This is a genomic window from Frankia nepalensis (assembly GCF_016786325.1).
Lineage (GTDB): Bacteria > Actinomycetota > Actinomycetes > Frankiales > Frankiaceae > Pseudofrankia > Pseudofrankia nepalensis.
Genome location: NZ_JADWYU010000132.1, coordinates 1 through 21310 on the forward strand (window position 1 = coordinate 1; position 21310 = coordinate 21310).

The 21310-nt window shown below is 73.4% G+C and carries 13 protein-coding genes; 6 read left to right on the forward strand and 7 right to left on the reverse strand.

All coding sequences use genetic code 11. The features are described 5' to 3' along the window. Positions 1–338: 338 nt before the first annotated feature. Positions 339–1181, forward strand: a complete 843-nt coding sequence (locus tag I6A81_RS17880; RefSeq protein ID WP_238428309.1) for a DUF7065 domain-containing protein — start codon at positions 339–341, stop codon at positions 1179–1181. A 70-nt stretch (positions 1182–1251) separates the two neighbouring features. On the opposite strand, the gene I6A81_RS17885 is transcribed toward I6A81_RS17880, so the two are convergent. Continuing rightward, on the reverse strand, positions 1252–2466 hold the full coding sequence (locus I6A81_RS17885; RefSeq protein WP_203000199.1) for a zinc-dependent alcohol dehydrogenase: 1215 nt from the start codon (positions 2464–2466) through the stop codon (positions 1252–1254). 538 nt (positions 2467–3004) lie between these two features. On the opposite strand from I6A81_RS17885, the gene I6A81_RS17890 reads away from it, so the two are divergent. Next, entirely contained in the window at positions 3005–4225 is a 1221-nt protein-coding gene (locus I6A81_RS17890) for a diacylglycerol/lipid kinase family protein (protein WP_407661322.1), read from the forward strand. A 99-nt stretch (positions 4226–4324) separates the two neighbouring features. On the opposite strand, the gene I6A81_RS17895 is transcribed toward I6A81_RS17890, so the two are convergent. Further along, positions 4325–4915: a TetR/AcrR family transcriptional regulator gene (locus I6A81_RS17895; protein ID WP_203000197.1), complete on the reverse strand. Its 591-nt coding sequence runs from the start codon at positions 4913–4915 to the stop codon at positions 4325–4327. Between the two features lie 297 nt (positions 4916–5212). On the opposite strand from I6A81_RS17895, the gene I6A81_RS17900 reads away from it, so the two are divergent. Continuing rightward, positions 5213–6157: an alpha/beta hydrolase family protein gene (locus I6A81_RS17900; RefSeq protein WP_203000196.1), complete on the forward strand. Its 945-nt coding sequence runs from the start codon at positions 5213–5215 to the stop codon at positions 6155–6157. Positions 6158–6428: 271 nt separating this feature from the next. Here I6A81_RS17900 and I6A81_RS17905 read toward each other — a convergent pair whose 3' ends face one another. The 5 genes from I6A81_RS17905 to I6A81_RS17925 form a co-directional block, all read right to left on the reverse strand. Continuing rightward, on the reverse strand, positions 6429–7475 hold the full coding sequence (locus tag I6A81_RS17905; protein ID WP_203000194.1) for a hypothetical protein: 1047 nt from the start codon (positions 7473–7475) through the stop codon (positions 6429–6431). A 158-nt stretch (positions 7476–7633) separates the two neighbouring features. Continuing rightward, positions 7634–11188, reverse strand: coding sequence for a hypothetical protein (locus I6A81_RS17910; RefSeq protein ID WP_203000193.1), 3555 nt, complete (start codon positions 11186–11188; stop codon positions 7634–7636). Between the two features lie 13 nt (positions 11189–11201). After that, a complete protein-coding gene (locus I6A81_RS17915) occupies positions 11202–13463 on the reverse strand; it encodes a hypothetical protein (RefSeq protein WP_203000191.1) in 2262 nt (753 codons plus the stop codon). Positions 13464–13521: 58 nt separating this feature from the next. Next, positions 13522–16536: a DUF6603 domain-containing protein gene (locus I6A81_RS17920; RefSeq protein ID WP_203010240.1), complete on the reverse strand. Its 3015-nt coding sequence runs from the start codon at positions 16534–16536 to the stop codon at positions 13522–13524. A 404-nt stretch (positions 16537–16940) separates the two neighbouring features. Then, entirely contained in the window at positions 16941–17522 is a 582-nt protein-coding gene (locus I6A81_RS17925) for a hypothetical protein (RefSeq protein ID WP_307874732.1), read from the reverse strand. Between the two features lie 52 nt (positions 17523–17574). Here I6A81_RS17925 and I6A81_RS17930 point away from each other — a divergent pair, with 52 nt between their 5' ends. The 3 genes from I6A81_RS17930 to I6A81_RS17940 all read left to right on the forward strand — a co-directional run bounded on the left by I6A81_RS17930 (position 17575) and on the right by I6A81_RS17940 (position 21249). Beyond that, on the forward strand, positions 17575–18282 hold the full coding sequence (locus I6A81_RS17930; RefSeq protein ID WP_203000188.1) for a response regulator transcription factor: 708 nt from the start codon (positions 17575–17577) through the stop codon (positions 18280–18282). Beyond that, positions 18279–19637, forward strand: a complete 1359-nt coding sequence (locus tag I6A81_RS17935) for a sensor histidine kinase (protein WP_203000187.1) — start codon at positions 18279–18281, stop codon at positions 19635–19637. Before I6A81_RS17930 ends, I6A81_RS17935 begins: the two co-directional genes overlap by 4 nt. Before the next feature lie 91 nt (positions 19638–19728). After that, positions 19729–21249 (forward strand): cellulose binding domain-containing protein, encoded by a 1521-nt coding sequence (locus I6A81_RS17940; protein ID WP_203000186.1) that lies wholly within the window; start codon positions 19729–19731, stop codon positions 21247–21249. Positions 21250–21310 lie beyond the last annotated feature (61 nt).

Sequence of the window (21310 nt, forward strand, 5' to 3'; positions counted from 1 at the left end):
GCTGACCCTGCCCAGCACGGGCGCCGGCGGTACGGGTCGTCGAAGCGTCGGGCGCCATGCTTTCACGCTACCGGAGCGGGCGAACGGTCCTCCTGGATGGCGGCCATGCATACATTGGACGTCGTCTGGGCCGACGGGATGCCGTCGCCGCCGCCCGCGGCCACCGGCAGGTCCTGACCGTGTCGGTGTCGGCTTCACCGCGTCCGCGGGCTCAGATCAACGACGGAGGGATCATGAGTAGGCCCCTCGATGCAAGCGACGAGGCGTTCCACCCGGCCGGCGACGATCCGTGCTGGAACGAAAGTGCGTGGTTCGGCTTTTCTGTTCCGGAACGGAGGATGAACGGGTTCGTATACTTCTTCCACGACGTTCGCACCGGGGTTTCCGGTGGCGGCCCCGCGGTGTGGGACCCCAGCGGGGAAGAAACCTACACCTGCCGGTTCTATGACTGGCGCTGGCTGCAGCCACCCACCGGCCGCCTCGACTTCGGGGACTTCACGCTGCCGAACAGCCTTCGTCACGAGGTGGTCGAGCCGCTGCGGCGCTACCGGTTGTCCTACGCGGAGCTGGGGCTGGAGCTCGATCTCGAATGGACCGCGTTGATGGCGCCGCACGAGATCCGCTACGGCAACCTGTCGACCATGACCGGTGCCCGGCACTTCGACCAGCCCGGACGGATGACCGGATCGCTGCTGCTCGACGGTGAGCGCCTCGAGGTCGACTGCTACTCGCTGCGGGACCGCACCTGGGGCCCGCACCGGCCGGGCGCGTCCCGGTCGGGCGACTACCTGTGGGCGATCGCCTCGCCCGAGGACCACTGGCACGCGATCACCATCGCGAGCGACGAGCCCGGTGTGGACACCGTCATGAACGGCTACCTCGTTCGCGACGGTGAGCTGGGTGAGCTGGTTCGCGGCCAGCGCCGGGTGCTCGAGCGCCGCGCGGGCGCACCGGTACGGGTCCTGCTCGAGGCCGAGGACGACCGCGGGCGGCACCTGCGGGCCCACGGCGACGTGCGCACCGCCCTGCGCTGGTTCGGGTGGCCCGGCCGGCTGGCCTTCTGGACGCTGACTGACTGGCGCTGGGACGACCATCAGGGCTGGGGAGAAGATCAGGAGTTCTTTCCCCGCGAGCAGGCACGGTCGCTGATGGAGCCGCCCGCCGCGTCTGACCTCGGCTGAACACGCCGCCACCGCGGGACGGTCTCCGGACGTACCGGCGGCCGTGACCCGAGAGATGTCGGCCCTGGCCTCAACTGGCCGGGTCCAGGGCCACCTTGAGCCAGCCCGGGCGGCGCAGGTCGAACTCCTCGTAGGCCGCGAGCACATCCCGCATCGGCTCATGCTGGGTGAGCACCTTCTCCGGGTGCGCCACTCCCGATTCCACCATGGCCAACAGCTTCGGGATGTACCGCGGGTGGTTGCCGTTTCCCATGTTGATGGTGAGGTTCTTGTTCATCGCGGTACCGATCGGGAAGAACCTGTCGGTCGGCGGATACACCCCGACGATGCCCAGCGTGCCCGCCTTGGCCAGGCTTTCGACCGCCCACGTGTGGGCCTGCGTCGGCGCGTCGCCGGGCTTCCAGTGTCCGTCGTGCTCATTCGTCTCGGGGGCGATCTCCCGCAGTTCCGCGCGGTGCTGATCGTCCTGCGCACGGGCCCTGGCGGCGGCGGGGCCGGACTTCGGGCTTTCCGCGTCCACCCCCACGGCGTCGATGGCCCGGTCGGGGCCGATACCGCGCGTCAGATCCAGGAGCGCCTCGACCGGTTCCTCCTCGTTGAAGTTGACCACCTCGGCGCCCAGCGCCTGGGCGCGTTCCAGCCGGTCGGCGTGCCCGTCGACCGCGATCACCCGTGTCGCGCCGCGCTGGAACGCGGACAGAATCGCGAACTGCCCCACCGGCCCGCAGCCCCAGACCGCCACCACGTCGCCGTCCGACACTTCGGCTATGACCGCGCCGAAGTATCCGGTGGGGTAGATGTCCGACAGCGGGATCGCCTGATCATCGGAGATCGAGTCCGGCAGCCGGAACAGGTTGGTGTGGGCGTAGGGCACGCGGGCGTATTCGGCCTGCAGCCCGTCGAACGAGCCGTTGTCCTTCGGGGCGCCGTAGAAGCCCGATCCGGCCCGGCGGCCGTACGGGTTGATGTCGTCGCACTGGGCGAAGTAGCCGCTGCGGCAGTAGGAGCAGGAGCCGCACCCGAGGACGGCGGACAGCAGCACCCGGTCGCCGCGCCTGACGTTGCGGACGCTCCGGCCGACCTCTTCGACCACGCCGACGCCCTCGTGCCCGATGATGATGCCCGGCTTCATCCCCGGTACGGTGCCCCGGACGAAATGCAGATCCGTGCCACAGATAGCCGCGGTGGTGATGCGAACGACGGCGTCGGTCGGCTGCTCGATCTTCGGTTCGGCGACGGTGTCAAGACGGATATCACCCACACCGTGCCATACGACTGCTCTCATCACCTTCCGCTCCTTCCGTCCCTCGTGGTTCGTGACATTAATCGCGAACGCCCACCGGCCCGATTCACGGCGAACTCTCAGTCCACCGACTCACACGCCAACATCGACGGCACAGCAGGCTCATGCATTCGGTACAGGTAACTATCGCCCCAGAGGGACGCCGACGCCCGACGAGGCCAGCGGGTGGAGGGGTAAAGCGCGACATCACCGAAATACGCAAGGCCCGGTGGCGGACATGGCCGGGTCAGCTCGGATGGCTGTTTGTCACGACGCACGGGCCCGCCGTGACACGAACTCGCTCCGCGAAGGCGGCTGACGGCCCACCCGTGGACCGGCGCTCGCGGTTGCGGAGCCAGGCGAGACGGGTGAGCATGCCGGGATGGTTCGCCGGCGAGTACGGCGCGTGGAAGTGTCGGCACCGCCTGCGCATCGTCATGGCTCTCCCGCCGATGCCGGACATGGTCGTCGCCCAGGCAGGCGGGTTTCCCCATCTCGGCGGGCAGCCGCCGTCGGCGCGCTGGTCTGCTTCGCCGCGGCGATCGCGGTCGTGCTGGCGCGGTTGGCCGACCGGCCGGTCGCCCTGCCGGTCTCGATCGTCGCCGTGTCCGTGACGGCGATGGCGGGCTGGACGGCGCTCGTTCAACGAGGGTCACGCCGGGTGATGGCCGCGCTCGTGGCCGCCCTCGCGTTCGCCGGGCTCCTTGCTTTCGCCGAGGCGGCCGGTCTTGTCAGCGTGCTCGTCCTTGTAGGGCTGCTGTTCGCGTCGGGAGGCACGGCACGCGCGGCTTTCGGCCGACATCGACCAAAAGGAGCGGTCGTCGGGCCCGCCCGGCGCGGAGTGCTGCTGGTGAACCCGCGCTCTGGCGGGGGTGCCGCCGAGCGCCATCGGCTCGTGGAACGGGCAGCCCAGCGCGGAGTCGAGGTCGTGATCCTCACCCCGGGTTCGGACCTGCGCACCCTCGCCGAGCGGGCAGCCGACGCCGGTGCCGACGTGCTGGGCATGGCCGGTGGGGACGGTTCGCAGGGGCTGGTCGCCGACGTGGCCCGCCGGCGCGGGATGGCGTTCGTATGCGTCCCGGCCGGGACGCGCAACCACTTCGCCCTCGACCTGGGCCTTGACCGGAGCGATGTCGCGGGGGCCCTGGATGCCTTCGGCACGGCCATCGAGCAGCGTGTCGACCTCGGCCAGGTAGGCGACCGCGTCTTCGTCAACAACGTCTCGCTCGGCGTCTACGCGGAGATCGTCCAGTCCGACAGCTACCGTGACGCCAAGGTGAGTACCGCCGCCGCCCTGCTTCCCGACCTTCTGGGCCCGGGCCGCACCCCGCCGGACCTTCGGTTCACCGCCGCGGACGTCCTGCTCGTCTCCAACAACCCTTACCACCTGCACAGCCTCGGCGGTCTCGGTACCCGGCCCCGGCTCGACAGCGGTCAGCTTGGCCTGGTCGCGCTGCGGGTCGACCGCGCCCGAGATCTGCCCACGCTCGTCGCGCTCGAGTCCATGGGCGCCATCAACACGTTCCACGGCTTTCACCAGTGGAACAGCCCCACGGTGCGCGTCGATGCCGCCCGGCCGGTCAGCGTCGGTGTGGACGGAGAAGCGCTTCGCCTCGCCCCGCCGCTGCAACTGCGCTGCCTTCCCGGCGCCGTGCGCGTACGAGTGCCCCGGCACGCGCCCGGGGTACCAGCCCCACGACCGGGCATCTGGGGCACCGTTCCCGCCCTGATCCGCATCGCCGCGGCCAGGCCGGCGGCCTGAACCGCCAGAGCGGAGAGAGCAGGCGGGGCGCGGACGTCGCCCGACGGCGACCGCGACGGTCCGCGCGTCGCCGCATCGCGGGCCGCTGTCGGCCGATGGTCAGCGCGGCCGGCGTAGCCCGGTGACGAGGAGCTCGACCAGCCGGCGCGCGTCGTAGCGGGGATTGTTGCCGGCGCCCACGCAGAGGCTCGCGACGCCGCGCATGAGTTCCTGGGCGTTCAGGTCGGAGCGAATCTCCCCCGAGGCGGTCGCGGCCTCGAGCAGCCGGGTGCACACCGGTTCGAGCCGCTCGAGGAAGTAGGAGTGCAGGGGGTCGAAGCAGGGGTCGTCCGACTGCAGGACGGCGGCGAGTCCGAGCTTGGTGACCAGGAAATCGACGAAGAGGTCGATCCATCGCCCCAGCGCGGCGTGCGGCGTCGCGCTACTCGCCAGCAGGGTGGGACCGGCCTCGGCGAGGGCCTCGACCTGGTGCCGGTAGACGGCGATGACAAGATCGGCTCGTGTCGGGAAGTGGCGGTAGATCGTGGCCGTCCCGACGCCCGCCTTGGCGGCGATGTCGCGTATCGGCGCTTCCACGCCGGAGGTGACGAAGACGGCGGCGGCCGCGGCGAGCAGGGTCTCCTCGTTGCGCCGCGCGTCCGCCCGCTTGGGCCGCGTCGCCCGCCCCGCGTCCCGATCGCCGTCGTCCACCGCATCCTCCCACCACCGAGCTTGCTAAACGGGACAGCGTCCCGTATCGTCAAACGGGACATCGTCCCACTTCCTCATGATGGCAGATCGGGGAACCGACAACCACCCCGCGCACAGCCATCACGCGCCCAGCCGCCATGCGTACCGCGAAGGAAGAAACGATCACGCACCGTGCCGCGGGCCGCGTGGGAACGCGCTGCGGCGCGCTTGCGCTCGGCACGACATCCCGCGGGACGGGCCTCCGCTTATCCCACGGCCCGCCGCCGCCAGCCGAAACATCCGCGAGGAGGGCCCTTCATGGCCGAATCTGACAGGACGATCACGGAGGCGGACGTCGACGCGCCCGCTCCGATCGTCTCGGTGAAGCCGGTGGTGCTGCCGGCGCCGGGCCGCGGGGAGGACCTGCGGGTGAGGGTGTCCGCGCCGACGACCGGGCGCGAACTGCCGATCATCGTCTTCTCGCACGGCTTTGGCTCGTCGCTGGACGGCTACGGCCCGCTGGCCGACTTCTGGGCCGCCCACGGCTTCGTGGTCATTCAACCGACCCATCTTGACTCGAGGACACTGGGCATTCCGCCGGACGATCCCCGCGCCCCTCGGATCTGGCGTTTCCGCGTCGAGGACCTGAAGCGGGTCCTCGACCATCTTGACCTGCTGGAAGCCGCCGTTCCCGGCCTCGGCGGACGCCTGGACCGAGACCGGATCGCCGCCGCCGGGCACTCGTTCGGCGGCCAGACAGCAGGCAATCTCCTGGGCCTGCGAGTCCTCGATCCGGAGACCGGGAAAGAGGAGGACCTGGCCGACCCGCGCGTCAGCGCGGGCGTCCTGCTCGCCACCGCCGGACGCGGCGGAGCCGACCTGACGCCCTTCGCGGCCGAGCACTTCCCCTTCATGAACCCGAGCTTCACCGAGATGACCACGCCGGCCCTCGTCGTCGCGGGGGACCGAGACGACTCCCCGCTGTCCGTCCGCGGGCCGGACTGGCTCACCGACCCGTACTTCCTGAGCCCGGGCGGCAAGAGCCTGCTCACCGTGTTCGGGGCGGAACACTCGCTCGGCGGAATCCCCGGCTACGAGGCCAGGGAGACGACGGACGAGAGCCCTGAACGAGTCGCCCTGGTCCAGCGAATCACCTGGGCCTACCTTCGCGCCGCGCTCGGCATCGAGGATTCCAGCTGGTCGGCGGCGCGCAGGGCCTTGCGGGAGAGCGCCAGTCCACTCGGCCGGATCGAATCCAGATGACGCCACGCAGGAGGGGGCCGATCTTTTATGCCCAGGCCGAGCGTTTCCGGTTCGCCGGGCAGGCCAACGGCATGGCCGGGCCGACAGCGCCCCGCCAGAGCAGACCCCTACCGTGCTTGGACTTGTCGTCACCGCCCACAGTGCGGCGGCGCCGCTGTTCTGACGCACCCCACCCGTGGTGGCCTCGACGCTCGAGGGTCGTGATGGCGGCTGCGCGTGCTGCTCGGACCCCGGCAACCTCGCCCGGTCGGGGACTCGGATCCCCGGTGGGCTACAGCGGCTGCAGGTCGCCGGACCCGAACGGGGTCCACTTCATGTAATGGCGATGGTGGGACGGGTTCCACACGCTGTCTCCATGCTCCGCGCCCAGTATCACGCTGATCGTGGTCCCGGCGCGCAGCAGAACGCTGCCCGTATTTTCCAGGTCATCGATGGCCAGCACCCGGAAATGCACTCCTTCGCCGCTCACCAGAAAAAATGACTCAGGTGCCGATTGGCTATTTTTTTCCGCCATCAGCACCAGTATTCCGTCGGTCGGCACGGCATACCGGCTCCCGTTGGCCGGACCAACGATAGTTGTCGTCTTCCCGGCCATGGCGACCTTGCCGGTGGCGCTCAGGTCGGTGGCGTCGACGTGGGGGCGGGTGACGGTGACGGTGGTGTGCAGGATGCGCTCGGCGTGGTCCTCGCCGACCTGGGCGCGGCCCCGCAGGTAGAAGGTGGTGGTGCTGGTCAGGTTGTTGACGGTGAATTCCCGGCGGTCGGTGACGTCGATGTCGGTGGCGCCGTAGAGCAGCCGGTAGTTCGCGTTCTGCGAGGCTTCCCAGCGCAGGGTGACGCTGCCGCCGTTGTCGACCTCGATGGGGGTCACGGTGAGGTTGCGCAGGTAGAAGTCGCGCGGGAACTTGCCGACCTCGATGACGGTCTGGGGTTCGTTCCAGGTGCTCTCGCCCTGAGGACGAGATCTTTCGATGATGGTGATCGGCGCGCTGCCGACCTGGCGGTTGACCGGGATGCCACGGAACTGGATGGTGATGCCCTCGTTGACGGAGATGGTGCCGTGTCCGGTGGGCGGGGCGAAGATGAACCGGCCGGTCTGGCTGTCGAAGGTGGGCGTCCAGCCGTCGATGCTGATGGACGCGGTGACGCCCTGGAGGTTGAGCGCGAATTCGGGTGAGCGTTCGCCGTCGGGGATGCGCACGGAGATGCGCGCGCATTCCAGGGGCAGGCTGGAACGCCGGGTGCCGACGATGATGATCTCGGCCTTCTCCGGTTCGCCGGAGGCCGGCGACACCCGTACGGGGTCGGGGACGGTCATGAGTTCGAATTCCAGGCCGGGTCCGGTCTCGAACCGGATGTCGGCGCCTTCGGCGGCCGGTCGCTGGAGCTGAAGCACCGTGGCCATCGTGTTCTCCTTCGGCGGGCGGCGGCGCGGCGCCGCGCGGTGGGTTCGGGCGGGTGCGGGGTTGGACGGGTCTAGCGGGTGGCGGAGTGGCGAGTGGCGGACGCGGCGTCGTCGAGGACGAGGAAGCCGGAGCGGATCTCGGGCGCGCCGACGGGTGCCTCGTCGTCGGTGGGCGCCACCATCGGCCAGCGGGCCCACTGCCCGTCGAAGGGTTCGGTCCAGCTCCAGGTGCCGACGGCGGTGGCGGGTCGGGGGATGGCCATGGCGTCGACGAGCTGGCCGTCGGGGGTTTCGATCTGGCGGGGCGCGGCGAGCAGCGGGCCGGTACGGAAGCAGATCGCCATGCGGGTGAGCGCGGCGGTGACGAAGCGTTCGGGCACCCGCAACTGGCCGACGGGGAGGATGTCGGTCACGGCGTGGACGGCGGCGCGGGGGTCGAACAGCAGGGTGAGGATGGCGTTGTCCTCGCCGGCGAAACTCAGCCGCAGGCGGGAGCCGTCGCCGATCGGGCGCAGGTAGTCGCCCGCCGGGCCACGGGGGTCGACGACGGTCTCGAAGTGGTCGTAGTCGTCGTTGAGGACGTAGCCGACGAGCCCGTCGTCGGTCATGGGTGCCTCGCCGAGGCGGATGGTCCATGGGTAGGTGGGCATCTGCGGGGTGGGTGGGGACAGGACGGCGCGCCAGTGGACGTCCCGGCGGATCGGCCCGCACAGTTCCAGGTCGACGCGGGCGCGGACCAGGGCGAGCGGCCGGCCAGCGAGGAAGCTCAGCGCGGTGTCGTCGGGCCCGTCGGGGTCGATCGTGGTGAGCGCCTCGTCGATGGTCTGGCGGACGGCGGTGAAGGTGTCGACGCCGCGTTCCTTGATGGTGCGCAGGAAGCGGTACAGGTGGGGGTAGGGGCCGGCGAGCTCGCCGAAGTCGGTGAGCGGGGAGCCGGGCAGCGGGGTCCAGTCGACGATCCGGTCGCCCGACGGCGCCATCACGACCCGCAGCTCGCCGAGGGCGGCGCCGTCGGGGTCGTAGCAGGCGAGGGATGCGTCGAGCCGGTTGTGCAGCAGCCAGCCGGCGACCGGGTTCTCGCCAGGGGCGAGGTCGACGTCGTCGCCGACGTTACCGGTGTGGGTGGCGGGCAGCAGGTCGAAACGGAGCCTGGCGGGCTGGAGCAGCCGGGGCGACAGCTCGATGAACCGGTCCGGTTCCACGGGGTGGACGGGGTGGTCGGGGACCATCGTGTCGGGGACGACCGGGGTGAAGTGGTAGTCGTTCGTGATGAGGTTGACGGCCCGGCCGAACCGGTCGACGACCGACAGCCTGGTGAACTTCATCTGGCCGGCGCGCAGCTCGACGAACTGTGACGGTTCCCATTCGTCCCACTCGTCGAGCGGCTGGGGCCCCGGGTCGGGCGCGCGGTAGTCGCCGTCGGCGAGCAGGTCGGCGATGGCGCCGGTGGGATGGGCGGTCGCGGCGGGCTCGCGCTGGCCGACGGCGGCGCCGAGGCCGTCGAGGCGCTGCACGAGCAGGTCGGACTGTTCGGCGTCGTCGCGCAGGGCCCTGGCGACGGTGGCGGCCGGGTCGTCGCGGTGGCGGGCGTAGGTGTCGAACCGGCCGGCCGTGGCGTGCCCGACCGACGGGGTGAGGTACTGGCGGCCCCGGACGACACGGGACTTCGCCGGGGCGCCGACGCCGAGCCAGCGGTAGCGGTTGCTGTCCCACTTCCAGTGCTCGGTGGCGCCGTCGCGGAACGTCAGCGGGTAGAACTCCGCCTCCCACATCATGTAGAGCGGCTGCCAGGGCTGCCGCCACGGCGCGGCGCCGAGTTCTGGCAGCGTGCCGGTGACCGTGGCGGTGGCCAGGTCCATGCCGGCGGCGAGCGCGCGGTCGAGGATGAGGAACTCGGTGAGCGCGCCGCGGATCGCGTCGAGCAGCTCGGCGGGCAGCCCGCCGAGGGCGACCTTGGCCAGGTCGGCGGCGACGTCGGCCGCGCCGATGGTCGTCCGGCCGCCGGCGACGCGGGTGACGTGCCGGTCGGGCAGCCGGCACGGCAGGGCGTCGCCGCGGATCAGGGGGGCGTTGAGGCGGGCGCCGGCGAGGACGACGGCGGGGTCGGCGTGCTGCTCGAACGGGTCACGCGGTACCCGGGTGAGCCTGCGGTCCCCGACGATGCCGTGGTCGGTGGCGTAGGCGGCGATGCTCGCGGCGAGTTCCGCGTGCTCCAGGCCCCAGGGCAGGGTCCGGCGGGCGGTGGCCAGGGCGGCGGTGAGCGCGGCGACCTGGCCGGCGGTGCCGTCGGGGTTCGCCGGGTCGAGCTGCGCGCCGATCTTCGACCGGAACTCGTCCGGCTGCTTCGACAGCCGCGACAGCCACCACAGCTGGTAGAGGCGTTCGCGGGCCGCGGTGAGGTCGTGCTCGAGGCGGTCGTGGGCGCGCTGGGCCCGGTTGAGGTCGGCGACGACGGTGTCCTCGGCACGCTGGCGGCGGGCCAGCGCGGCCGAGGACAGCGACGATGGCGTGCTCGGGTCGCCGCGGCCGACGACCTGCCAGCGGTAGCCGCCGGGCACCGGGCCGAAGCCGCCCTGGTGCGCGGTGCGTTCGACGATCTCCTCGCCGTCGCCGCGGTCGAGGTCGTCGAGAGCGCCGAGCAGGAACGCCCGGAACAGCGCGGCGTCGTCCGCGCTGAACGCGTCGGGCCCGTCGGCCTGCTCCTGCAGTTCGGCGGCGGCCTCGGCCGCGCTGTTGCCGATCGCGACCGCGACCGTGGAGCCGTCGGGGCTGTCGGAGTCGGGGACGGCGCCGTCCGGGTCCCAGTCGACGCCGAGCGCCGTGCCGGTGTAGAGGGTGCGGCGCCCGACGGCGGCCGCCGGGCCGGGCACCGTCCATTCCAGCTTCTCGAGCAGGTCGGTGAGCTCGCCGTCGGCGAGGATGTCCGAACCGGCGGTGGCGTACCAGCCGGCGACGGCGTAGCTGAGCCGGTCGGCGCCGGTGACGTCGTCGAGGGTGTCGTGGATCGAGAAGACGTTCTCGTTGTATGGCTGGAAGACGGTGAACGTCATCAGGCCCGGGCCGACCGCGGTGAGGAACGGCTCCGGCGGGTCGGCCGGCTCCCGCCACGGGGCGTCCGCGGTGAGCTCGTGCCGGCGTCCGATCATGGTCGCGACGACGCCGTCGGCGGTCGGGTCGGCGAACGACACGGTGCCGTCCCGCGGGTCCAGGTAGTCGCTGTGCACCAGCCAGGCGCGCACGGCCCGGCTGGAGCGGCCGTAACGGACGACCAGCCAGCGGTTCGGCACCAGCGGGAAGTCGCCGACGCCGCCGGTCGACTCGTGCTTCCCACGGCAGAGCGCCTCGGGCAGCTGCCATTGCAGGTAGACGCCGAGCCGGTCCGGGTTGCCGCGCCAGTCGGACTCGACGTCGAACGGGCGGGGCTCGGGCGGCAGGTTGTCCAGTTCGGTGAACCGGAAGTTGGTCCGCCAGCGCTGGAAGACGAACGTGCCGTCGGTGTCCCGGGTCCGGGCGTTGACGGCCAGCGCCGCGACGCTGACCGGCACGACCACGGCGGCCTGCGTGTTCTTGCCGCCGGCGCGGCGCGTGGGCCGCGCCGCGCGGGGCGTCGTCGAGGAGTTGGTCATCGTCGGTCGGTCCTCACGGTCGCTCGAAGGTCTGCAGCTGCGGAGCTTTGATCATCTGGAGGGCGAACTGGCAGGACGCCAGGGTCGACAGCCCGTGCGCGGCGGCCAGCTCCGGCAGCAACGAGCCGTCGCTGCCCGCGAGGGACAGCACCCCGTCGCCGACGCCGCCGGTGATGGGGCGCAGGAAGCGGTCGAAGCCTGGCGGGTCGGGGAAGTCGCCGTCCTCGACGGGTGAGCCGATGTCGCCGGTGAGGTGGCGCAGCTGGATCGTCTCGAGGTCCCCGAGACCGAAGTGCAGGCCCTGCGGCGGTTCGGCGAGCGTCAGGGCGTCGATCAGCCCGGGGAACAGCAGCAGCCAGATGTCGGTGCCGACGACGATCCGGCGGACCGGTTCGACCGGAGCCGCGCCGCGGTAGCCGGTGATGACCGTCTTCGGCCAGTTCGGCACGAGCGTCGAGCGGATCAGCACGCCGCTGCCTGGCGGCGCCGCGCCAGCCGTCGCGAGATCGTTGAGCTCGCTGTCCAGGGTGTGCCCGACGCCGACGCTGAGCGCTCCGTCGACGGCCGCGCGGACCCAGCCGGCGTCGACGTAGCAGAAGCGCAGGCTTTCCTCGGGCAGCATCGCCTCGTCGGGAACGAGATGCCCGAACGGCACCATCTCCAGCCGGCGCAGCCGGTCCAGCCAGGCCACGACCGGGTCCAGCTCGGCGGCGACGGCGCCGCGCAGCACGTCCGCCACCTCGGGATCCCCGAGCCGCTGGCGGGCGAGTTCCGCGAACGGCCGGGCCCGGGCGGCGCCGCGGGCGTGCCGGACCGGCGGGCGGCGCCGCCCGGCCGCGACCGCCGCGCCGGCGCCCGCCATCGCGCGGCGCACCCGGATGCCGTCGCCGTCGACGAGGAGCTGGTCGAACGCCCGCCGGGGAAGGTTCACCCCAAGGACGGCGGCCGCGTCGCGGGCCGCCCGCCCGGCCAGCCGCGGATGGGTCAGCAGCCGGCGGGCCGCCGAGCGGGCGGCCTTGCGGTAGCCGAGCAGGTGGGCGCGGAACTCGGCGTCGGCGAGCGCGAGGGTGCGTCCCAGGGTGAACGCGGCGGCGTAGCTCGTGTCGAAGACGCCGGCCCGCTGGTGGTAGATGAGCGCCTCACCGGCCGAGTCCAGCCGGGCCCGTTCCGGGGCGGGCAGGGCCGGCGCGGGTTCGGCCGTCAACGGGCCCCGGTAGAACGCGACGGTGCGCTCACCGGACTCCAGCCGCTGTGGCAGCGCGGTGCCGCCGCCGTCCAGCACCCGCGCCACGTCGCGCTGCCCGGGATCCGGGCTGGCCGGCGCGTCGTACCGGCGGCGCAGCAGCAGGTCCGGGACGTGCGGGCTGTCGACCTCGCCGCCCTCGGTCGCCAGATAGTGGACGAGGTCCCCGAAGCCGATGGTCGTGTCCTCGAGGGTCTCGAACACCCACGACCACAGCGACACGACTCGCAGCCCCTCCTGGGGTGGGGCCTGCCCGTTCAGGTACGCCTCGTGGCCGTCGAGGGACAGCAGGTGCGCCACGTGCATCCCGGCCTGCCGGGACGGGAACCGGTTCGCCACGACGACCGCGTTCAGCGCCGACTCGTCGGGCGGCGGGTCGCTGCCCCGCTGGGCGTCGGGTGGGCCGCCCTCCCGGATGTGCGCGAGCAGCCCCATCTCGGTCGGGGTCGGCGCGACCGCGCGGAACAGGGCGGCCGGCACGAGGATGCTCTGGCAGGTCAGGTCGTGCTCGTCGGGGAACAGCGACTCGGGTGTGATCGCCGGCGGGCGGCCGGTCAGGGCGCCGGCCCTCAGCTCGTCCACGGTGCAGCGGTCGACGTGGCCGATCGCGTCGGGGTCGTCGGGGAGCTCGCCCTCCCGGAAGACGCACAGCGCCATCCACGGCACCGGCGCCGGCTGGCCCGCGAGCGGCCGGTTCCACGGCAGCCCAGGGGTGTCGAGCGTGATGTGCGGCAGCAGCTGGCTGTAGACGCCGACACCGCCGGGGATCGGGTAGCAGGCATGCACCTCGGTCCCCTCGATCACGAACCGGGCGCCGCGGACCTCGAACCGGCGGCGCTGTTCGGGCAGCGCCGCCTCGGTGGGCTGCCCGGCTACGGTCTGCCGCGTCGTGATCTCGTACCGGCCGGCGTAGAGCGACGGGATCTTGTGGTCGAAGAACCGGGTGCGATGGGTGGCGCGGACAGCGGGCACGGCGGCATCGCCTTTCAGCGGCTCGGTACGGACATCGGCGGGTACGGCGTCGACAGCCACGACGTCGACAGGAACGGCATCGGCGGGAACACGGAGCAGGCGGGACGGGTCGCCGCCGTCAGGCGGGGACGAGCATCGGTTCCGCGGTGAACGCGGTCGCCGCGGCGCGGGCGTAGCCGGGCAGCTCGGCGTCGAGGTCGCCGAGGTCCAGGCCGAACCCGGTCAGCGCCGCCGCGAGCTGCGTCCGGGCGGCGCGCCGTTCCGGCGCGTCCACTCCGGCCACGATCAGCGCGATCGTGCCGTCCTCGTGGACCGGCGCCGGCCCGGGCCGTGCGTCCGGGTCCAGCGGCATCGGCCCGTCGTCCGGAAGCGGGTCGAAGGCAAGCGCCTGCTCGGACATGTAGCCGGTGGAGGTGCCGTAGTCGACCGGCGGGGAGGTGTAGTGGGCGCCGGTGAGCTGGTCGTGGACCAACTGCTCGCCGGGCTGCGGGAGAACCTCGCCCCGGCCGGTCCCCCACATCGCCTGTGGCACGCTCGCCCGGGTTTCCGTCACCGACCAGCGCGACAGGTCACCCGCCTGCGCGTCGCGGGTCAGCGTCACCCGGTGCGAGCTGGCGAGGTCCTCCTGCTGCATCGGCCGGATGTCGAGCCTGTCCCCGCGGACGGCCGGAGTCTGCGCGGTGTCGAGGTAGATGCCGCTGACCGGCACCGCCGAGTCGGTGCTGAACGTGAACCCGGACTCCGAGACCTGCCACGGCGCCTGCGCGCCACCGCGCCGGCCGTCCTCGTCGTACCCGTCGGCGACCAGCCCGGAGACCGGCACCACCCGCACCGCCGCGTCAGGCGGCGGAAGCATCCGGGCGAACTCGTTCCAGGCCAGCGGCGGCGGCATCCGGTCACGGTCGGCACCGAAGCCGATCGTGAACGACACGAACCAGAGACTGACCTTCGCCTCACCGCCGGTCGGCGGCCCCCACACCCGCAGGTCCGCCCCGATCTCGACGGTGATCGAGATCCGGACGAACCAGACCTTGATGGTCGCGGAGACCCCGACCGAGACCCCGATCGCGATGTCGAACCGGAACGGGTCCCACTGCACGAGGGCGTCCGCGTAGGCCGTCAGCCAGGCGCGCAGCGCGCCCGAGTGGAACTTCACCTCCAGCCGGCCGCCGGCCATCACCGCCGACGGGGTGATCGCGAAGTAGCCGCCGCCGACGACGGTCACCTTCGACCCGAGACCCCAGGTGATCCCGAGCCGCTCGTTCTTCGGATAGCCCACCGGGACGTCGTAGCTGGGGTGGTAGCCACCCATGCTCAGCGCGAAGTCCCCGGCCTGCGGGTGCGCCCCGAACCACACCTTCAGCCCGACCCCGCCGTGAATCGCGCAGTCGTCGTCGAACACGTAGGAGTTCGGCGTGAGCGCCGCGCCAAGACTGAGCTCCCCGGCCACCGGCCGCAGCACCAGTTCGACCGCGAGCTCCAGCCGGGCGTACTTCTTGTCGCCGTGCCGCGGGAACTCGGTGCCCCCGATCCCGATGAGCGCGATCGTCAGGTCGTTGCCGGCCTGCACCAGCAGCATCGCCCGGCCGAAGATCGTCTCGAAGCAGCTGAACGCCAGGCCCGCCGCCACCCACAGGTCACCCCGCGACGGCCGCACCCACGGGTGGGCACCGCCGGTCAGGACCCGCAGCACCTCCATCGGGTCCGACAGGCCCTCCTCGTCCGCCCCGATCTCCCCCGGATTGTCCAGCGCGACCAGGAAGGGGAAGTCGGCCACCGACGTGGCCTGCGGAACCCGGATCGCGCTGTTCCACCCCATACCCGCGGCGATCCCGCGGACCTGGAAAGCCAGCGGGCCGATTCCCTTGTCCCGGCCCAGAGACCCAAAGCCGAAGAACGACGGCGACCCTCCGAGCTTCTCGACGACGTAGGCGCCCATCGCCGTCCCGTTGAGCACCCCGATATCGACCATGACCACCCCGGCGACGGTCGCCGCGTAGTCCGGATCGGTGGTGGGGAACGGGGACAACGCGCCCGCGACCCGCAAGGGCGGGTTCTCGTAGTTGATGCTCACGCCCTGTCCCCCGGCGGGCACACCGGGATCGGTCCAGCCCCGGCCCGCGGGCAGCCGCGCCGGCGCCGGCATCGCCGTGACCGTCAGCCGGCCGGCCCGCGTCCGCGGCGGAACCACGACCACGAACCCGCCGTCCCGGGCGCTGAGCATCGCGACCGGCCCCGGCCGCCGCGGCGCGCGCCCCGCCCGACGCCCCCCGACGGCGGGCGGCCACTGCCCGCGGGCCGCGCCCCCCGCCGCGCCAGCCGGGCCGCGCCGGCGCAGCGGCACCACGACCGGCGCCCCCGCCCCGGACAGCACCAGCCAGTCACCGGCGCCGACCAGCCCGGCACCGAGCGCCGCCGGCACCGGCGCGTCGCCGATCTCCGCCAGGCGGGCGGCGAGCCGCGCACCCTCCGCCGCCGGCACCGGACGACTCGCCGACAGCACCTGCCAGCCGGATCCCCCGGCGCCCTCGGCGACCACCATCCGCAACGCGCCGCCAGGCAGCGACCCGCTACCAGCGGTACTCTTGCGCTTCCCGCGCGCCGTTCCGGCTTTCCGGGGAACGTCGTCCGGCACGACGACGACCGCGACCCGGCCATCCGGCCCAGTACCCGCCGCGATCCGCGTCCCGGTCAGCTCGTGGTGGTCCAACGTCAGGCCGGTCAGCTCCGCCAGCCCGCCCGGCAGATCCGGGCAGTCCGCGCCCACCAGACCGGCCAGTTCCCGGACCGTCAGCCGCCAGCCCGCCGGCCCGATCGTCACCCGCGCGCCCGCCACCGCCGTGCCGTCCCGGCCGTCCCGCTCGAACGCCACCCGGACCGGTACCGGACCGCCCATCTCCCCGGTCAACCGCCCCGAGATCCACAACCCGTCCGGGTCACCCGCCAGCGGCTCCAAGGGCAGGAACCGCCCGTCCCCCGGGCCAGGCGGGCACACCCGGCGCAACACCTCCGCCAGCCCATCCGACCCGACCAGATCCCGGGGCAGCTCGACGGTCCCGTCCACACCGGCCGGCCGGCCGTCACCGTCGGCCGCGCTCAGCAGGTCACGCAGTTCATCCACCCGGACGGTCACGTCCCATCCCCCCGAGAAAGGTCCCCGGTGCGCACACCGGACCGGCCGACACAGAGCGCGCTGAAACAGCGCGCGAGCAGAAAAAGAAAACCAGCAACAGGCGCACGGGACAGAACGCACCCGACAGGAAAGACCACCGGGCACGGCGAACAACCACCGCGAGACGAATAGCATCGCGCCACCCGCCGGCACGCCCGAAACCGGGCGGACCAGCCAGTTCGGCGATAAGAAAAAGCCGCGTCAGCTCACGCCGATCTCGGCCGAGAACCGCTGACGAGGCAGAGAGTAACCCACCACGCACCCGAGCGCGCACGCGCACGCGCCACCCGGAGCAGCCCGCGGACAACGAAAGTCATGGACGCCGCGACGCTGGTACTCAGCACACCGCACATCCCTTTCTCCGGTCAGGTGGTCTGCACCATGGGTGGATGCCCGTTCCAGGTGACGAAACAGGACGAGGTGGCCCCGTCGCGGCTGAAATCCACCCGCAGCCAGCCTTCCGCCTGCCAGGCCTGGACCCGCCAGTCCGGCTCCGGCGTGGCGGACACCAGCCGCGCGGAGGTCGCGGTCATCTCCAGCACGACCCGGCCGCCGGTCAGCTGGTAGCTCTGGATGTCCGGGCCGCCGGGCGCCGTCTGTACCGGCGTGGGCGGCTGCGCGGCCGGCCCCGCCGAGGGCCCCGCCGCGCTGGCGGCCGCGGTCGCTGGGCCCGTCCCGGCAGGCCAGGCCGCCCCGTCCGGTCCGGATCCGGGCCCTGGCCCGCTCTCGGCGGGTCCGGGCGTCCCGGCCGCCGGGCCGGGCGACGCCGCCGGGCCGACCGGGGACACAGCCGCGCTGGGGGACGCGGATCGGGTGACGGGGACGACGCCCGGAACGTCCGCGACCGCGTCGGCGGACAGCGCCCGCTGGACCCCGAACCAGGAGACCAGAACGGCCAGGCCGGTGCCGACGGTCCACAGGGCGAGACGGCGCAGCGTCCTGGCCACGCCGGCAGGGTACATGCCGGGCATCGGGGACGGCGGCCTACGGTACGGCGATATGGCGACAGTGCTGGTGGTCGAGGACGATCCGGCGGTGCGGGCGGCGCTGGTGCGCCATCTCGCCGCCGCCGGGCACGCGGTTCGCAGCGCCGGCGCCGCCCTGGACGCGATCCGCGAGGTCACCCAGGTCGGCTGTGACCTGGTCGTGCTCGACCTGGGTCTGCCCGACCTCGACGGCGCCGCCGTGCTGCGGATGCTGCGCGGCGTCACGGACGTGCCGGTGGTGGTCGCCACGGCGCGCGACGACGACGCCAGCATCGTGCGGCTGCTCAACAGCGGCGCGGACGACTACCTCGTCAAGCCGTTCACGCCGGCGCATCTGGCCGCTCGGGTCGCCGCCGTGCTGCGCCGGACACGTCCGCAAGGTCCTGGCCGGGCTCCGGACGAGGTCACGACGAGGCCGCCCCTGCGGGTCGGAGAGCTGGCGGTCGACGTCCGCCGCCGGACGGCGACGTTGGCCGGCGCGCCGCTGGATCTCACCCGGCGGGAGTTCGACCTGCTGGCCTACCTCGCCGCCCGGCCCGGGGAGGTGGTCGCCCGGGGCGAGCTGCTCGCGGCGGTGTGGCGCCAGGCCTACGGCGGCGACCAGACCATCGACGTCCACCTGTCGTGGCTGCGGCGCAAGCTGGGCGAGACCGCGGCGAGGCCGCGCTACCTGCGCACGGTGCGCGGCGTGGGCGTGAAGCTCGAGGCGCCCGAGTCGTGAGGCGGGAACTGATCCGGCTCTCGATCGCGGTCACGTCGATGGTGGCGCTGGCCTTCCTGGTGCCGCTCGCGCTGATCGTGGCCCAGACGGCGCGTGACCGGGCCTTCGCCCAGGCGGAGCGGACCGCCGCCGAGCTCGGCCCGGCACTGGCGATCACCACCGACCGGGCCGCCCTGGACCGGGCACTCGCGGCCAGCCCCGGCGGAGCCGACGGCCTGGCCGCGGTCCACGTGCCGGACGCCGACGGCGCGCTGAGCGCGATCGGCCCGTCGAGGACCCGGCGGGACCAGCTCGCCGCCGTGGCGACGAGCGGGCGGGCGGCGGTGGTCGAGGTGCCGGGCGGCTCGGCGCTGCTGCGCCCGGTCGCGGTGAGCGACGCGCGGATCGCGGTGGTCGAGGTGTTCGTGCCCGCCTCGGCCATGAACCAGGGAGTACACGCCGCCTGGCTGGTGCTCGGCGGGCTGGCGGCGGGACTGGTGGCGATCTCGGTGCTGGTCGCCGACCGGCTGGGCAGCCGCACCGTGCGGGCGACCCGTGGGCTCGCCGCCGCGGCCCGCCGCCTGGGCGCCGGCGACCTCGACGCCCGCGCGCCGGCGTCGGACGCCGGGGCGCCACCGGAGGTGCGGGACGCGGCCGTCGCGTTCAACGCCATGGCCGACCGGGTCCGCGATCTGCTGGCCGCCGAGCGGGAGCTGGCGGCCGACCTGTCCCATCGGCTCAGGACGCCGCTGACCGCGTTGCGCCTCGGTGCCGCCGCCCTGGCCGACGACGGCTCGGCCGATCAGGTCCAGCAGGCCGTCGACCGCCTCGAGCGCGAGGTCGATCTGATCATCCGGGCGGCGCGCGAGCGCGGCGCCGGCGGGCCGGTCGCCCGGGGCTGCGACGCGGCCGACGTCGTCCGCGACCGGGTCGCGTTCTGGTCGGCGCTCGCCGAGGACCAGGGACGCCCCTGGTGGCTGACCGGGGCGGACGAGAGCGCGCCGGTGCCCGTCGCCAGGGCCGAGCTGGTCGCCGCGCTGGACGCCCTGCTGGGCAACGTGTTCCAGCACACCGGCGAGGGCGTCGGGTTCGGGGTCGCGCTGTCGGTCACCGCGGACGCCGTCACCATCGTGGTCGCGGACGCGGGGCCGGGCATCGCGGACCCGGCCGAGGCGGTCCGGCGGGGCGCCGGGGCGGGCGGCGCGGGCTCGACGGGGCTCGGGCTCGACATCGCCCGGCGGGTGGCCGACTCGACCGGCGGCGAGCTGGCGATCGGGCGGTCCGGCCTCGGCGGCGCCGACCTCCGGCTGCGCCTGCGCACCACCCCCGGCCCGGCCGCGGCGCGCCGGCGGCGGCCTTCCCTAAGCCAGCCCTAAGAGACCTTCTCGGCTTCCTCAGGCCACGGGGCGCCGGCCCGCGCGCTGGCTAGCGTCCGCCGCGGACGCACACCGAGGAGGTCACATCACGATGTCGTCGAAGCAGGGCCGGCACCGCCGGCGCCGCCGACAGGTCGTCTCCGGCACGGCGGTCGCGCTGGCGGCGGTGACCGGGCTCGTCCTGGCCCTCACCATCCCCGGCACCGCGTCGGCCGCCGGCTTCGCGGCGGCGTACTCGCGGACGGTGGACTGGGAGACCGGCTACTCCGCCCAGTACCGGGTGACGAACACGACCGGGTCGGCCCGCGGGTTCACCCTCGAGTTCGACCTGCCCGCCGGCGCGCGGCTCACGTCGCTGTGGAATGCTGGCCATCGGGTCGAGGGCCGGCACGTGACCGTCACCCCGCCGTCGTGGCAGCCCGAGCTCGCGCCCGGCGCCACGGTCGACGTCGGTTTCGTGGTGAGCCAGCCGGGCGGGGTCAGCGACCCGACCGGGTGCCGGATCGACGGCAGCCCGTGCGCGCCCGCCGGCGGCGACGGGCCGGCGCCTTCGTCCACGCCGCCTTCGGCCACCACCTCCGCGCCGCCGTCCGCGCCGGCGACGAGCGGGCCGACCGGCCCGGTCACGACCCCGTCGGGGCCGGCGGCGACCACCGCGCCGCCCGCCAGCACGCCACCCGGCGGCGGGTCCGACCGCTTCGCGCCCTACATCGACACCTCGCTGTACCCGCCGTTCGACCTGGTCTCGGCCGCGCGGGCTACCGGGGTGCGCACCTACACGCTGGCGTTCGTGCTCGCCGGCGGTGGCGGCTGCGACCCCAGATGGGGCGGCGTGTCCGAGCTGGGCCAGGACGGGGTCCCCGGCCAGATCGGCCGGCTGCGCGAGCTCGGCGGCGACGTCCGGGTCTCGTTCGGCGGCGCGAACGGCACCGAGCTGGCGCACGCCTGCGCCAGCCCGGCGGCGCTGGCCGCCGCCTACGGCGAGGTGATCAGTACCTACGGGCTGACCAGGGTGGACTTCGACATCGAGGGCTCGTCGCTGCCCGACACGGCGGCGAACGACCGGCGTGCCCAGGCCATCGCCCAGCTCCAGCGGGCCGCGGCGGCCCAGGGGCGGGAGCTGGACGTGTCGTTCACGCTCCCGGTGCTGCCGTCGGAGCTGACCCAGCCGGGCGTGGCGCTGCTGGAGAACGCGCGGGAGCGCGGTGTACGGGTCGACGCGGTCAATGTCATGGCGATGGACTACGGCGACGGCGCGGCGCCGAACCCGGAGGGCCGGATGGGCGCCTACGCCATCGACGCGGTGACCGCCACGCAGGCCCAGGTGAAGGGCGTGTTCGGGCTCTCGGACGCCGAGGCCTGGTCGCGGCTCGCCGTCACCCCGATGATCGGGGTCAACGACGTGCGGACCGAGGTGTTCCGGCCGTCCGACGCCCGGCAGGTCGCCGCGTTCGCCGTGGCGCACGACCTGGCCTGGTGGTCCATGTGGTCGCTGACCCGGGACCAGCCGTGCCCCGGGGGCCCGGCCGACTACGCCCAGCCGACCTGCAGCAGCCTCGCCCAGCAGCCGCTGGAGTTCACCCGGATCTTCGCCGCCGGCTCCACCGGCTGACCCGGCCCCGGCCGCGGCCACCCCGCCGCGGCCGGCGTCGCCGGCGCCCCCTCCGTTCCCC